The organism is Halobacillus andaensis (genome assembly GCF_014636475.1).
Classification (GTDB): domain Bacteria; phylum Bacillota; class Bacilli; order Bacillales; family Halobacillaceae; genus Halobacillus_A; species Halobacillus_A andaensis.
Genome location: NZ_BMEL01000001.1, coordinates 880136 through 894603, shown reverse-complemented (window position 1 = coordinate 894603; position 14468 = coordinate 880136). Strand labels below are relative to the sequence as shown.

The following is a 14468-nucleotide window of genomic DNA, read 5'->3' as shown; positions in this document are numbered from 1 at the left end:
ACAGAGCAGATGTTTTAGTTTGACTTTATCGGGTAATTTAGGATCGTAAGGAGAAAAGGTGATAGGATGTTAAGAATTTATGGATATTCAAAAACAGATGGACTGCAGCAGTTTTCTGATTTGGCAGAACTAACCACTGCCGCTTACGATTGGTATTGGGTGGATTATGAAAAGCCTACACAGGAGGAGATTGGTACCCTACGTACATATTTTCAATTTCATCCGCTCGCTATAGAAGATTGTCTACATGATTTACAGCGGCCAAAGCTTGATTATTATGAAGATCATACGTTCTTTGTATTTCATGCGCTTCATAAAAAAAGCTTAGACCGAAGTGAGATCAACTTGTTCCTAGGGGAAGACTTTGTCGTTACTTTTCATAAGCAGCCTTGTGAGGAAATTGACTCAATCGAAAGACTGTTGAAACGAAATGGGCAAAACAATGAGTTAGATGAATATTTTATACTCTATCAACTGCTTGATAAAGTGGTGGATCATTATTTTCCTATTGTATATGATATTGAAGATCATATTAATGAAATTGAAGATAATACGAGAAACCTCTCCATGGAGCAATTGTTAGAAGAGTTATTTGATCGGAGAAGCGAACTATTAAAAATTCGACAAACCGTCCATCCGATGAGAGACTTACTTTATCGAATGCTAAATACACATCATCTTGAAGGAGTACGAGATCGGAAAGAATACTTTGCTGATGTTTATGATCATTTGATCAAAGTAGCGGAGATCGTGGCTTCCAACCGAGAAATGACCCAAGATATAAGAGATAGTTATTTATCTTTAAACTCACATCAAACGAACAGAACGATGCAAATCCTTACTGTAATTTCTGTTATTTTTATGCCATTAACGTTTGTGGTAGGTGTATATGGGATGAACTTCGTTAACATGCCTGAACTAAATACAGAGTCCGGTTATTTTGTCGTTTGGTTTATTATGATTGCAATGGCAGTCACAATGGTCTTCTGGTTTAAGAAAAAAGGATGGTTTGATTAAAAGAAACACCTGCGAACAGCAGGTGTTTCTCAGACTGTCGAAAAAGCCTGGATGGGTGTAAACGTGACATTCTGGTTCCTGCATTAGTTCGGAGAAAAGGAACAGGAAAAAGCGCCGCTTTCCGCGGGGCAAGACGGAAAGTCTCCTCGATCTGCGATCTCCCGGGCCTCTCCAGTCTGCTCATCCCCCAGGAGTCGTCTCATTTTCTGTTCCTTTTTATATCATAAGGCGCACGGAACCATTGTATAATGGAGGCCCTGAAAGACTCTGATCTATTAGGACACGGATTTTCTATCGTTTCCACTAGCGGCTTTTACCGGAAAAGGGTTTTAGGAAACGTCAACACTCCTATGGGAGATGCGAATAAGGTGTGACCCGCAAGGCTGATAAGAGGCCCTCATATCCGTGTCTATGCTTCCTTATATCGTTCTTTAGCCAGACAACGTATAGAGGGTTTTTAGGAGCAGATATTTGAACATACGAATGGGTTATTGTATATGTGGATCTCTATTGATGCCACGATGAGCGTTCGGGGGTGACGCCTGGTCGATTAAAACCGGCCACGTCCTGTGGCCAACATCGACACTAGCACGTCCGGTGCGTCGCGGGAACAGCGCGAGCCGAAGATCCACTTGGTCAAGTGAACTTCTTGACCAAGTTAGCTGAGGCCGTGCCCGCGGCAAGCATCCACCGAAAAGCGATTTTTCTCTACAAGCTGTGTTTCTTTTTACTTAGAATTTGATAAGCTGCAGGGTTGATATAGGTGGCTGGAAAAGCTTTTCTATTTAAGGATGTCATGGTCTACATAACGTTCTCCGTTTAACTCGCTTATAACATTAATAGCCACTTTTGCTCCATCTCCAGCTGTAATAATGGTATGCACACTCACTCCTGCAACGGTACCAGCTGCCCATACGTTCGGACGATCTGTTCGACCTTCATCATTTACCTCAATAATTTTCGCTACACGAGGCTCTGTACCGTCAATAACTGAGAGGCCAAACGACTCAGCGAGCTTAGCTGACATTCCAGTAGCAAAGATAACATGTGTTGCTTCATAGGATCGTTGCTCTGTTTCTACGGTCAATCCGTTTTCGCCTTCTTGTAAGGAAGTTACATTTTCTTTCACAAGTTCTGCGCCAAACTTTGTAGCTTGGCTTTGTCCAGTTTTTAATAGTTCTGGACCTTCCGTTTCCTTTACACCATAGTGGTTTTCTACCCAAGCTTTTGCGGTAATGCTTTTCCCACTATCAAAAAATATGACCCTTTTACCTGCTTTGGCAGCAAATAAAGCTGCACTGGCCCCAGCTGGACCCGCACCAATGATTGCGATATCGTACATGAAATCTCTCCTTTCATTCCGTTTCTATCATTATACTGAATGTTGAAAAAATAGTAAAAAACCCTGTCATTCGTTAGCGATGACAGGGCTTAGTGTTTAGAATAGGGGTAAAAATACGTAAGTAGTGACTATCCATAATAAGGAAAGAAAAATGATTAAGTAAATGATGTACTTTAAACGAGATAACAGTGGATCAGAGCTCTTGTTTCGCTTTTTGTCGTTCGAATGTAAAGGCTCCATCTTCATTGACCCCTCAATTTAAATTAAACAGAAATAGATGTTTCACTGTTCATATCCGTTTCATTGTACTGGGAACGGATGCTAATGTCAGCGATACAGTCCTCGCATTCATTTTGTATCATTTCGTATACTTCGTCGATATTTTCACCGTCAATAATCATTAAAGCTGGCTGGTCGATATCAACAAATAGAAAAAAAGATAATAGCTTCGTTAGATGAGCGGCATCAGCAATTAAATGATTTTGATGTAAATAAATGTTTCGATTATTTTTTGTTGAGTATTTATAAATATTTACAAGTTGGTTTGTTGATAATGGTTGATTAAAGTATATGTGATAAGAGGATAGTTGGCTCAACTCTTTCACCTCCCATAAATAAGTATCTTACAATAACACTACCCCCCCTTGTTTTAATGTAAACATACGGATATAAAAGACTTGGCTTGTGGAGAAAGTCCAGTAATGGTATATTTTTTTGAAAAGAGAGGTGATTGAATGCCGAAAGTTACGTTAGTAGACGTATTTAAACATCGCATTACTCAAAAATATCTGAGACGTTCAGGCATTCATCATGCAGTGACCGTGGCCCATTACGCGTTTGATTTAGCTGTGAAATCAGGAGTTTCCCCAGATTTAGCAACGAAATCAGCGTTGCTCCACGATATTGGGCATTATGAATGGTATAAGGATGGAAAGTGGGATTATGAAGAATATCGAAAGCACGACATCCATGCGATTAAAGGAGCTGAACGGGCCCATAAGTTATTAATTCGGTTAGGAGAAGACCGGTTAGTGGCTAAAGAAGTTTCCTTAGCTGTGTTACTTCACACAGACAGTTATCTGCCTTTTTCGTTAACCGAGCAGCGGACCCTATTGCAAGAAGTGGTGGAAAAGGCTGATCGTATGGATGAGCAGCCCCAGGGGCTTCATCATTACAATAAAATGTCTCCTAGTCATGCGATTAAACTGCTCAGTCGACTTGATGATAAGATTTCTGATTATTACAACAATAATCAAGTGAGGAAAGAGCACACATAGTCACCACGAAGGCCGCATAGTTTAATTTTGTGGTTTTTTAAAATCACAGCGTTAGCTAGCTTCTGAAAGAAAGGAAGAGGCCTTATGACTATTCATTTTTTTGTTTATACAATTGATGTGTCTATTCAAAAGAAAAAAAGTAAATCGAATAAAACGTTTAATAAAGATGCGGAAGAAAACTTATTAAACCGTAAAGCTGCCTACCGGAATTTGTATTAACAACAGCCCTCTCTCGTTTTACGGGAGGGGGCTTCATTTATATGTTTTGTAATTTCTGTTTATTTTCGTTATGGTCAATTTAAGCCCATTTTTTATGAAAGAAGGATTGCGATGAATTTACATAGAAAGCCTATTCCTGTAGGAGAGGCTATACAAAGAGTTATGAACGTACCATCCTCTACAAAAATAGAAAAAATTCCATTGGAACAAGCTGACGAGCGCATTCTGGCTCAGGAGGTCGCAGCCACTCACGCGATCCCGCCATTTGATAAATCCCCTTACGATGGTTTTGCGATAAAAGCAGAAGATACAGCGCATGCCACAAAAGAAGATCCAATGACTTTCCGCGTCACAGAAGAAATCGGGGCTGGGCATCGAGCCAGCAAGCCTTTACAATCGGGTGAAGCTGTTCGGATTATGACGGGTGCCGAAATTCCTGAAGGGGCTACATGTGTAGCGATGTTCGAAATCTGCCATACGCATGAACAAGACGGCCAGTCCTATATGACAATTAAAAGAGAAATGCAGCCAGATCAGAACATCATTAAAAAAGCATCTGAAACGAAAGAAGGGACACCTCTAGTATCAAGTGGTACTGCCGTCAACCCAGGCGTTAAAGCTCTATTAGCGACATTCGGATACTCAGAAGTTGAAGTCTATAAGAAACCGGTCGTCGGTGTGTTTGCTACAGGGACCGAATTGTTAGACATAGATCAGCCTTTAGAGCCTGGAAAAATTCGCAATTCTAACGCATACATGGTATTATCTCAAGTTAATAGAAGTGGAGCAGAGGCAAAGTACTTTGGCAAGCTGGCCGATGACTTTGATACTTGCTACAAAGCGATAACCGAAGCATTACAAAAAGTGGACGTGCTCATTACGACAGGAGGAGTATCTGTAGGGGACTACGACCTCATGCCCCTCATTTACGAAAAGTTAGGTGCAGAAGTCTTATTTAATAAGATTGGGATGAGACCTGGCAGTGTTACGACTGTTGCGCATGCAAATGGGCAATTGTTATTTGGGTTATCAGGAAATCCATCGGCTTGTTATGTAGGATTCGAACTTTATACGTACCCTTATTTGCAAAAAATGTTAGATCGCAAAAACCCTTACCACCCTGTAATTGATGCAGCTCTCGGAACTGATTTTGGAAAGCCTAATCCTTTCACTCGATTTATTAGAGGGTACATTTCTTATGAAGAAGGAAAAGTCGTTGTTTATCCTGCAGGCATGGATAAATCAGCTGTCGTTACTTCTTTGGCAAAAACGAATGTCCTTATCGTTTTAAAAGGAGGCACGAGAGGGTACCAAAAAGGAGAAGGTGTCCAAGCGATCTTGCTTGAGGACGAAACAGGCTCGGAAGAATTTTTATTAGAAGGGTAAAAGAAAGGGGAAACTGATCTATGGTTGAATATGTTTTAGACAAGCACGACCGCCCAATGAAGGATTTACGCATATCGGTCATCGATCAATGTAATTTCCGCTGTACGTATTGTATGCCGGCTGAAATTTTTGGAGATGACTACCGCTTTATGCCCGAGTCAGAATTATTAAGCTTTGATGAGATCATCAGGCTTGTTAAAATATTTGCTCAATTTGGAACAGAAAAGGTAAGGATAACCGGTGGAGAGCCCCTTATGAGGAAGAATATGGATCAACTCGTTGCTCGAATTAAGCAAGTAGAGGGAATCCAAGATGTAGCGATTACAACAAATGCCGTTTTCTTAGTAAAACAAGCTAAAAAGCTAAAAGAAGCTGGTTTAGATCGCGTGAATATCAGTCTAGATGCTATAGAGGACGAAGTATTTAAGGAAACTAACGGCCGAGGCATTAAGACGAAGCCGGTGATTAAGGGAATTGAAGCCGCTAGAGAAGCAGGGCTTCCTATAAAAATTAATATGGTTGTTAAAAAAGGTATGAATGAAGACCAAATTCTGCCGATGGCTCGTTATTTCAAACAAACAGGGGATACACTCCGCTTTATAGAATTTATGGATGTAGGAAATCACAATGGCTGGAACATGGATACAGTTGTCTCTAAAAAGGAAATTATTGAACAAATTCACAAAGAGATGCCTTTAGAACCAGTTGACCCGCAATACTATGGTGAAGTAGCCAACCGTTATCAGTACGAGGATGGTTCTGCTGAGATTGGTGTTATTTCATCAGTTACTGATGCATTCTGCAGCACGTGTACGAGAGTTCGGCTGTCTGCAGACGGACACTTATTTACTTGTTTATTTGCATCTGTAGGTTATGATATTCGTTCCATGCTGAGAGATGATGAACCTGATGAGGCTATTATTTCAAGGCTGATTCATATATGGACGAAGCGGGATGACCAATACTCGATCGATCGTAAAAATGGTAAACCGACTCGAAAAAAAATCGAAATGTCTTATATTGGAGGGTAACGGAGCGAGCTCATTTTTAGAGCTCGCTTTATTTTTTGTAAATATTAAGTTATTATCTTTTGGCAATACTTCTTTTATACATAGCAAAGCCATGAAGAATATTTACTAAAATTGAATTTTACGCACCAGTATTTTTGCAATAATAAATAATCTTAGTTAACTACTAGTAATACAAGCAGCTAGGATTATAATTATAGCAATCGTTACTTTTATACACTTCTTAAAAAAACGTATGATTTTTAGGAAATCGATAAAAGCCATATTAACCGCTAAAGTGAAATGTCGAGTGTGAGAAGGAGCTACATTATGTCCCGTACATTTAAAATGAATTTCAATAAATTTTTTGACCGACTTACCCCTTTTCAAGTGATCGTATTATTTTACGTCTCAGCAGTAATGATCTCAACATTACTTATTAGTCTCCCTTTTTTACATAGAGAAGGGATTCATTTAAGCTTTATAGATACCCTGTTCACGGCTGTAAGTGCTGTAAGCGTAACAGGCTTAACCGTCGTATCAACTGCAGATACGTTCAATACACCGGGGTATTTTGTGTTAATGTTCATCCTCCAGTTTGGAGGCATTGGAGTAATGACATTAGGTACATTTATTTGGTTAATGTTAGGGAAAAAGATCGGATTAAAGCGAAGGCAGCTGATTAAAACTGACCAAAACCGATCCACCTTTGCAGGAATGGTAAAACTTATTAGACAAATTTTATTAATTATCATAATTATAGAAGCTATAGGTGCAATTATTTTAGGGGTTTATTTCACCCAATATTTTCCTACATTAGGTGAATCATTCGTTCAAGGGATGTTTGCTTCAGTGAGCGCGACAACTAATGCGGGATTTGATATAACTGGTACCTCTCTTGAAATGTTTAAAGACGACTATTTTGTTCAATTTATTAATATGCTTTTACTTACTCTTGGGGCCATAGGTTTTCCAGTACTTATTGAAGTGAAAGATTATCTTACAAAGAAACAAAAGCACTTTATTAACTTTTCATTATTTGCTAAGTTAACATCTGTCACCTTTGGTGCTCTCGTGGTCATCGGAGCCATTCTTATCTATCTTTTAGACCGTAACCATTTTTTTGAAGGAAAGTCTTGGCACGAAGCATTCTTCTTTTCCCTGTTCCAGTCTGTTACGACGCGAAACGGAGGTCTTGCAACGATGGATGTCAGTGAATTTAGTATTCCAACGTTGCTTGTTATTTGTGTATTGATGTTTATTGGGGCTTCTCCAAGTAGCGTGGGCGGGGGGATAAGGACCACCACCTTTGCTATTTCACTGCTTAGCATTATCGCTTATGCTCGAGGGAAGAGTAGTGTTCGTGTATTTAGGCGAGAAATTCATCCAGATGACATTTTTCGTTCTTTCATCGTAATAAACACAGCAATTGCAATTACGGGGCTTGGCATTATACTGCTAAACTATTTTGAACCTCACTTATCACTTATCGAAATTACGTTTGAGGCTTGCTCAGCATTTGGAACCACAGGGCTATCTATGGGCGCGACATCAGAGTTGGATCTAGCTGGAAAGGTTGTTATTATCTCGCTAATGTTTATCGGTCGAATTGGTATATTTTCTTTCTTATTTATTATTAGAGGCAAAGCAACTAAGGATAATTACCACTATCCAAAAGAACCTATGCTTATCGGGTAGTTATACTCGGAACTTGTGGTAGCATGAGGCGTCCAACTACCTGAGCCGAGTACTTTGGAGGTACTCACTTTGAATAAGTGTGGATTTCACTCGCATCTAAATACTACCACTTAGTAGAGATGAAAATTAAATCCAGCTTTGCTCTATTTGCTTTCGTCCTCTATAATAATGATAGAATTCCAATCGGAGGTGCTAGAGGTTGTGAAAACATTCAAGCTGGTTTCCCTTGATATTGTGGAAGAGAAAAATGAGGATATTACACAGCGCCGCATTAAATTAAACGACGGATTAATTATTAATCGCGAAGACGACCGAGGCCGCTGGGTCATTGAAGCTTACGTAGATAATCAATATGAAGATTACTTTCATCAAATTTTAACCAATTCTGAAGAACTGCTTATTCAAGTGAAGATTACGAAAAGCAGTAATCAGCCAGCCACTTTCTTAGCGAATGTGATTGATACCAACATGATTGGAAATGATATGAATGTAATATTTATGTGTACAATGGTAGACCGCAGAAGAGAGCACATTGAAAAAGTTTTAAAAACTCTTTTAGATGAAGGCTACCAAGGAGAAGACTTATTAGAAGAGTTTAAAAGACGAGGCGAAGAAGCAGGCACGTAATTCGCCTATACATAAAAGATTGTAAAAGGGGCTTGTGTTTATGTTGTGGGTGAGAAAGCGAAATTGGAGATGGATTAATGAATTATCCCCTTTCCAATTAATCGCATTGTTTTATTTATTTGCAGTAACGATTTCATCCATATTGATTGCTCTTCCTGTTGCACACAAGCCTGGAGTAGAGTTAGCATTTATCGATATTATGTTTACGGCGGTTAGTGCAGTAAGTGTAACAGGCTTAACAACGGTTCCAACGGCCGAAACGTTTAGTACGACGGGATATTTTATTCTCGCTTTCGTGCTCCAGTTTGGCGGCATCGGGGTTATGACAGTAGGTACGATGATTTGGCTTGTCTTAGGCAAGAAAATAGGTTTGCGAGAACGGCGATTAATTATGACAGACCATAATCGTTCTTCCTTCCAGGGCATGGTTCGAATGGTTAAGCAAATTGTGATCGTTGTCTTAATTATAGAATTCGTTGGGTTTCTCACATTAGGAACTTATTTTTTGCAATATTATGATCCTGGAGAAGCCTATCTGCAAGGTTTTTTTGGTGCTATAAGTGCGATGACAAATGGCGGTTTTGACATTACGGGAGAATCGTTAATTCCTTTTCGTAATGATTATTTTGTACAATTTATTAATATGATTTTAATTGTAGCAGGGGCCATAGGATTTCCGGTTCTAATTGAAGTGAAGCAGTATTTGTTTAACAACGTGGAAGAACGTACCATTCAGTTCTCCTTATTCGCAAAGCTGACGTCATTTACTTTTTTTGCGTTAATTGTTTTTGGCGGGGTGATGATTTATTTGTTAGAGTTTAATCATTTCTTTGCTGATAAGTCTTGGCACGAAAGTTTTTTCTACGCATTATTTCAATCTGTAACCACTAGGAGTGGCGGGCTCGCAACAATGGATATTAGTGAATTTGCAGAACACACCCACATTTTTATGTCGTCCTTAATGTTTATAGGTGCATCTCCGAGCAGTGTGGGGGGCGGTATTCGTACGACGACTTTTGCATTAGTAGTGATCTTCATTTTAACGTTTGCACGAGGAGAAAATAATATTCGCGTATTTCGTCGTGAAATCCATCATGAAGATTTAAATCGTGCGGTGGTTGTTACAATAATGGCTTTATTTACCGTGTTTTTGTCGATTTTAGCTCTATCCATAACCGAGGATTTCTCACTAAATGAAATTATCTTTGAAGTTTGTTCGGCATTTGGCACAGTTGGTCTATCATTAGGCATTACACCGGGCTTATCTACTTTTGGAAAATTACTTTTAATGATGTTAATGTTCATTGGAAGAATTGGTATTTTAACATTTCTGTTTAGTTTGTATAAGGACAAGAAAAAATCAAAATATCATTTCCCTAAAGAACGGATTCTTATTGGGTAGTAAAATAGCTGTCTCCATGATATTGGAGACAGCTATTTTTAACATTTAGCTTAGCAGTAGAATGCCGCACCTACGATGATTAAAAGAATGAACAACACCACGATTAACGCAAAGCTGCTGCCGGGTCTAGGGCATCTGCGTCCGTAGCCGCCGTAAGGGCTGTTTGCATAAGGACTATTTGCGTAAGGACTGTTTTCGTACATCATCTCACCTCCTGAATGATTACTCTTTAGCCTATGCAGGCAAATGGAGGTGGTATGGGGATATACCCAGATTGAGACCTATAAATCGATAAAAGTGTAGACGGCAATCGTTACAATTTTGCAGGGCTGATTTAACCCGTGCTCGAGCTTATGTTGTAGATTCTTATACTCATCTTCCAGTTCATTGTGCCAGTGGTTAATGTGCTCATCTTTTAAGTCACCTAACAGCAATGGTGTTCTCATGTCTTCTTGTAAAGATGATATTCGTTGGTTATTCATATCGTCTTTCCTCCTTCTTCTTATCTTGCACAAAACGGCACGTACTATGAACGCAAGTGAGCTTAAATTAGGGGGAAGAAGGGTAAAGTTAGGTAGTAAAAACCCCAGAGCACATTGGAAGAGTGTGATCAATTGAAAAAAGGTACATATTCTTTGTATACTTTTTGTATAAGTTTTGTATGAGGAAGCAGGTGCGTGTTATGCCGAAGAAAATAGCGATTGTAGGAGCTGGACCTGGTGGATTAGCATCAGCCATGATTCTTTCTAGTCAGGGACATGATGTACATGTTTTTGAAAAACAACCGTACGTAGGAGGAAGAAACGGGCATTTTAAATTAGGAGAATATACATTTGATATTGGTCCTACGTTTTTAAGTATGCCTCATATCGTCGAGGAGATTTTTTCTCAATCAAATCGTGATGTTCACGATTATTTAGACTTAGTTGAGCTATCCCCTATGTATGAACTCCAATTTTCTAATAAACGTGTACCGATGTACCGTGATGAAAATAAAATGATCGAAGAAATTAAAAAGCATTTTCCCGGGAATGAACAGGGATACCTTCGGTTTATGCACGATACAAGGAAGAAAATGAAAGCCCTTATGCCTTTATTGCAAACACGGCATCATCGCTTAAGGGATTACGTAAGTATACGCGCACTTAAAGCATTACCACAGCTGTCATTAGGAAAATCAGTCTATGATGTGCTTTCTCAGTACTTTACGGATGAAAAATTGAAAATTGCTTTTACGTTTCAAGCAAAGTATTTAGGCATGTCGCCCTGGGAGTGTCCAGGTGCCTTTTCCATATTATCCTATATGGAACACGAATACGGGGTGTTCCATCCTATCGGGGGAGTGAACCAACTTTCAAAGGCCATGGCTAAAGTGGTAGACGAACACGGAGGCACGGTTCATTTAAATGAAGGTGTCCAAGAATTTATTTTACAAGATAAAAAAATCACGTCGCTTACATTAGAATCTGGTGCATCGTTTGAAGCAGATGAAGTCATTGTTAATGCAGATTTTGCTCATGCTATGAACCACTTTATTAAAGGAGACGTTTTAAAAAAATATTCTCAGCCGAAGCTTGAAAAAAAGAAATACTCATGTTCTACTTTTATGATTTATATAGGAGCAGACAAGCTTTACGATATGCCTCATCATACGATTTTGTTTGCTGAGGATTATAAAAAGAATGTAGAAGAAATGACGAAGGACCTTGTCCTTTCTGAAGAGCCATCCATTTACATTCATAATGCCAGTGTAACGGACGATACTTTAGCCCCAGATGGGCATTCGGCTATCTATATTTTAGCGCCTGTTCCGAACAATTATTCTGAAATTGACTGGGCAGGTAAACAAGATCAATTCAAACAGCTGATTCTAGATGAAGTGGAGAAGAAAACTGGGTTTAACGATTTAAGTGGGCACATTGTAGAGGAAAAAGTACTCACACCTATGCAATGGGAAACGGACCATTTTGTACACAAGGGTGCTACCTTTAGTATGGGCCATCAGCTTTCTCAAATGATGTATTTCCGTCCGCATAACCGTTTTGAAGAATTAAGCAATTGCTGGCTTGTAGGTGGAGGGACTCACCCAGGTAGTGGGCTGCCTACGATTTTAGAATCAGCAAGGATCACAACCAACTGGCTCAATGAAGAGGAGGTGGCTCAATGAAAAAACCTCATATAGCCATTGTTGGCGGCGGGATTGGCGGCTTAGTTACAGCTTTATTGTTATCGAATAAAGAAACCCACAACATTTCGATTTTTGAAAAGAACAAACAGCTGGGCGGTCGCTTAGCTTATGAGAGGAATGAAGGGTTTAAGATCGATCAAGGGCCTACCATTATTCTTCTGCCGGAAACGCTGATGGAGATCCTAGCAGAAGGAGGAATGAACAGAGAAGATATTCCGATTCAACGATGCGATCCTTTGTATCATATCCACTTCAAGGATGGTTCCACCTATACGAAATATGCAGATAAAGAAAAACAATTAGAGGAGCTCAATAAGAAGTTTCCTGGGAATGAGAAAGGCTATGAACGCTTTTTAAAAGATATGAAGATACGTTTCATGGAAGGAAAGGAACAATTTCTAGAACGATCCTTCGTGGATAAGAAGTCTTTCTTTACAAGAAAGAATATCCAAACTCTAATAAAGCTGAAGGCTTACCAAAATGTAAAGCGGATGATGCGGAGTTACTTTAATGACGAGCGGTTAGTTGAAGCTTATACGCTGCAGACGTTATACATTGGCGGACATCCGGAACAATCACCAGCGATGTATTCACTCGTTTCTTATAGCGAGCATACGCATGGCATTTGGTATTTAAAAGGCGGGTATGCTCACTTAGTCGAATTAATTGAACGTGAGTTAGTCAATAGAGGGGTGAAGATTCATACACAAAGTGAGGTCGAGCATCTGCCTATCGTAAATAAGAGGGTACAGGCTTTACAAGTTTCCGGAAGACAGGTCTCTGTCGATCAAGTAGTGTTGAATGGAGATTTTCCCATCATGGACCGATTGTTAGACTCCACCCATAGAAATAAGCGGACCTACACGCCATCCTCTGGTTGTCTGCTGTTATATATGGGACTGGATAAAAATTATCCGAACGAAGCGATCCATCAATTCTTTATGTCAGAAGACTTTGATCGTCATATGAAACAGGTCTTTTCTGATAAATCTTTGCCTGATGATCCATCCTTTTATACGTTTCATCCATCGTTAGTGGATTCCAGTTTAGCGCCAGAGGGAAAAGGAGTACTCTATACACTGATTCCAGTACCTGCAGTGAAAACGGTAGACTGGAATCAGCAAAACCAGCTAATTGAAGCAGTGATCGATGAAATGGAAGAACGGGGATTTCCTGATTTGAGAAATCATATTGAATGGATGAACGTAAGAAATCCTGAGCAGGCAGAGAAAGATGGATTATTCGCAGGGGGAAGCTTTGGTATTGCACCAACCCTGTTCCAGTCAGGCGTTTTCCGCCCGCAGCTGCAGCCTTATCCAATCGATAATTTGTTTGCGGTGGGGGCTTCCGTTCACCCAGGCGGCGGCGTACCAATCGTTATGCAAGGGGCAAAACTGTTGTCAGATCATTTGCAAAGTGAAGGAATGACCAGACATAATTATAAGCGAGGTGGGTAACGATGACGGAATTAAATACAGCTTATGACTATTGTAAACGTGTGATTGATCAACATTCTAAAACTTTTTCTAAAGCCTTCTCTCTGTTACCTAAGGATCAGAAAAGAGCAGTTTGGGCGATATATACGTTTTGCCGTCGCGTTGATGATATTGTAGATGAGGGTGAGAATCCCGAAACTGAACTCACTCAATTCGCTGAAGAATTCAATTTATTCCTTGATGGAAACCTTGAAAGCAGTCACCCTGGGTGGGTCGCTCTTGAAGACGTATTTAATAAATTTTCGATTGATCCTGCGCCTTTTCACGAAATGATCGAGGGACAGTGGATGGATTTACGCCCATTTTTGATTGAAGATAAAGAGGACTTGCTCCATTATTGTTACCATGTAGCCAGTACGGTTGGCCTCATGCTTCTGCCTGTTATTGCTCCAGGCAAAGAGAAGGAGCTTAGACAAGGGGCTATTGAGCTTGGGTACGCGATGCAAATTACAAATATTTTACGTGATGTGGGAGAGGATCTTGAACGAGAACGTATTTATCTTCCAAAGAAATTGTTAAGAAGGTATCGTTACTCTACTAAGGATCTCGTAGAGGGTAGAGTAAATGAATCGTTCATTGCTTTATGGGAAGACTTAGCAAGTGATGCAGAGGTTTATTATGCAAATGCGTTAGGCACCCTGCCTCTCTATCCTTTGTATTCACGTACGCCCGTAAAAGGAGCGGCCTATATGTATCGCGCAATTTTGAATTCTGTCCGCGATAACCATTATGAAGTATTTAGAAAACGCAATTATGTGTCTGATCAACAAAAAAAGCAAATTATTGCTGAAATGCAATAATTTGCTTTT

Annotated in this window: 15 protein-coding genes; 11 read left to right on the top strand and 4 right to left on the bottom strand. The window is 39.7% G+C overall.

Features of this window, described 5'->3' with window-relative positions:
- The first annotated feature begins 66 nt into the window (after positions 1-66).
- On the top strand, positions 67-1017 hold the full coding sequence (corA, locus tag IEV27_RS04620) for a magnesium/cobalt transporter CorA (protein ID WP_188376271.1): 951 nt from the start codon (positions 67-69) through the stop codon (positions 1015-1017).
- Positions 1018-1798: 781 nt separating this feature from the next.
- Here corA and IEV27_RS04615 read toward each other — a convergent pair.
- Together IEV27_RS04615 and IEV27_RS04610 are read right to left on the bottom strand one after the other, a co-directional pair.
- Positions 1799-2359, bottom strand: coding sequence for an FAD-dependent oxidoreductase (locus IEV27_RS04615; RefSeq protein ID WP_188376270.1), 561 nt, complete (start codon positions 2357-2359; stop codon positions 1799-1801).
- A 263-nt stretch (positions 2360-2622) separates the two neighbouring features.
- Positions 2623-2955: a hypothetical protein gene (locus IEV27_RS04610; protein WP_188376269.1), complete on the bottom strand. Its 333-nt coding sequence runs from the start codon at positions 2953-2955 to the stop codon at positions 2623-2625.
- Between the two features lie 138 nt (positions 2956-3093).
- Between IEV27_RS04610 and IEV27_RS04605 the strand changes: the two genes are divergently transcribed.
- From IEV27_RS04605 to IEV27_RS04580, 7 genes are all read left to right on the top strand, one after another.
- A complete protein-coding gene (locus tag IEV27_RS04605) occupies positions 3094-3636 on the top strand; it encodes an HD domain-containing protein (RefSeq protein WP_188376268.1) in 543 nt (180 codons plus the stop codon).
- Positions 3637-3720: 84 nt separating this feature from the next.
- Positions 3721-3855: a hypothetical protein gene (locus IEV27_RS19960; RefSeq protein WP_268235629.1), complete on the top strand. Its 135-nt coding sequence runs from the start codon at positions 3721-3723 to the stop codon at positions 3853-3855.
- Between the two features lie 111 nt (positions 3856-3966).
- Positions 3967-5241, top strand: coding sequence for a molybdopterin molybdotransferase MoeA (locus tag IEV27_RS04600; RefSeq protein WP_188376267.1), 1275 nt, complete (start codon positions 3967-3969; stop codon positions 5239-5241).
- A gap of 20 nt (positions 5242-5261) precedes the next feature.
- Positions 5262-6272, top strand: coding sequence for a GTP 3',8-cyclase MoaA (gene moaA, locus IEV27_RS04595; protein WP_188376266.1), 1011 nt, complete (start codon positions 5262-5264; stop codon positions 6270-6272).
- 306 nt (positions 6273-6578) lie between these two features.
- On the top strand, positions 6579-7946 hold the full coding sequence (locus IEV27_RS04590; protein WP_229734829.1) for a TrkH family potassium uptake protein: 1368 nt from the start codon (positions 6579-6581) through the stop codon (positions 7944-7946).
- A 201-nt stretch (positions 7947-8147) separates the two neighbouring features.
- Positions 8148-8573: a YwpF-like family protein gene (locus tag IEV27_RS04585; RefSeq protein ID WP_188376265.1), complete on the top strand. Its 426-nt coding sequence runs from the start codon at positions 8148-8150 to the stop codon at positions 8571-8573.
- A gap of 40 nt (positions 8574-8613) precedes the next feature.
- Positions 8614-9975 carry a TrkH family potassium uptake protein gene (locus IEV27_RS04580; RefSeq protein WP_188376264.1) on the top strand — a complete coding sequence of 454 codons (1362 nt, stop codon included), beginning with the start codon at positions 8614-8616 and terminating at the stop codon, positions 9973-9975.
- A 50-nt stretch (positions 9976-10025) separates the two neighbouring features.
- Here IEV27_RS04580 and IEV27_RS20055 read toward each other — a convergent pair whose 3' ends face one another.
- Together IEV27_RS20055 and IEV27_RS04570 are read right to left on the bottom strand one after the other, a co-directional pair.
- Complete coding sequence (locus IEV27_RS20055) at positions 10026-10178, bottom strand: YjcZ family sporulation protein (RefSeq protein WP_253922849.1); 153 nt, start codon at positions 10176-10178, stop codon at positions 10026-10028.
- Between the two features lie 78 nt (positions 10179-10256).
- Positions 10257-10457: a hypothetical protein gene (locus tag IEV27_RS04570; RefSeq protein ID WP_188376263.1), complete on the bottom strand. Its 201-nt coding sequence runs from the start codon at positions 10455-10457 to the stop codon at positions 10257-10259.
- 200 nt (positions 10458-10657) lie between these two features.
- Here IEV27_RS04570 and IEV27_RS04565 point away from each other — a divergent pair, with 200 nt between their 5' ends.
- Genes IEV27_RS04565 through IEV27_RS04555 form a run of 3 tightly spaced genes read left to right on the top strand, consistent with a single transcriptional unit; the run spans position 10658 to position 14459 of the window.
- Positions 10658-12142, top strand: coding sequence for a phytoene desaturase family protein (locus tag IEV27_RS04565; protein WP_188376262.1), 1485 nt, complete (start codon positions 10658-10660; stop codon positions 12140-12142).
- On the top strand, positions 12139-13620 hold the full coding sequence (locus IEV27_RS04560) for a phytoene desaturase family protein (protein WP_188376261.1): 1482 nt from the start codon (positions 12139-12141) through the stop codon (positions 13618-13620). The genes IEV27_RS04565 and IEV27_RS04560 overlap by 4 nt, the downstream gene beginning before the upstream one ends.
- Before the next feature lie 2 nt (positions 13621-13622).
- On the top strand, positions 13623-14459 hold the full coding sequence (locus tag IEV27_RS04555; protein ID WP_188376260.1) for a phytoene/squalene synthase family protein: 837 nt from the start codon (positions 13623-13625) through the stop codon (positions 14457-14459).
- Positions 14460-14468: the final 9 nt, after the last annotated feature.

Bases quoted from the DNA above. Each gene is read 5' to 3' on its own strand.
- IEV27_RS04555 (WP_188376260.1), top strand. From the start codon at position 13,623: ATGACGGAATTAAATACAGCTTATGACTATTGTAAACGTGTGATTGAT.
- IEV27_RS04570 (WP_188376263.1), bottom strand. From the start codon at position 10,457: ATGAATAACCAACGAATATCATCTTTACAAGAAGACATGAGAACACCA.
- IEV27_RS04605 (WP_188376268.1), top strand. From the start codon at position 3,094: ATGCCGAAAGTTACGTTAGTAGACGTATTTAAACATCGCATTACTCAA.
- corA (WP_188376271.1), top strand. From the start codon at position 67: ATGTTAAGAATTTATGGATATTCAAAAACAGATGGACTGCAGCAGTTT.
- IEV27_RS04615 (WP_188376270.1), bottom strand. From the start codon at position 2,359: ATGTACGATATCGCAATCATTGGTGCGGGTCCAGCTGGGGCCAGTGCA.
- IEV27_RS04580 (WP_188376264.1), top strand. From the start codon at position 8,614: ATGTTGTGGGTGAGAAAGCGAAATTGGAGATGGATTAATGAATTATCC.
- IEV27_RS04560 (WP_188376261.1), top strand. From the start codon at position 12,139: ATGAAAAAACCTCATATAGCCATTGTTGGCGGCGGGATTGGCGGCTTA.
- IEV27_RS04565 (WP_188376262.1), top strand. From the start codon at position 10,658: ATGCCGAAGAAAATAGCGATTGTAGGAGCTGGACCTGGTGGATTAGCA.
- IEV27_RS04600 (WP_188376267.1), top strand. From the start codon at position 3,967: ATGAATTTACATAGAAAGCCTATTCCTGTAGGAGAGGCTATACAAAGA.
- IEV27_RS19960 (WP_268235629.1), top strand. From the start codon at position 3,721: ATGACTATTCATTTTTTTGTTTATACAATTGATGTGTCTATTCAAAAG.
- IEV27_RS04590 (WP_229734829.1), top strand. From the start codon at position 6,579: ATGTCCCGTACATTTAAAATGAATTTCAATAAATTTTTTGACCGACTT.
- IEV27_RS20055 (WP_253922849.1), bottom strand. From the start codon at position 10,178: ATGTACGAAAACAGTCCTTACGCAAATAGTCCTTATGCAAACAGCCCT.
- moaA (WP_188376266.1), top strand. From the start codon at position 5,262: ATGGTTGAATATGTTTTAGACAAGCACGACCGCCCAATGAAGGATTTA.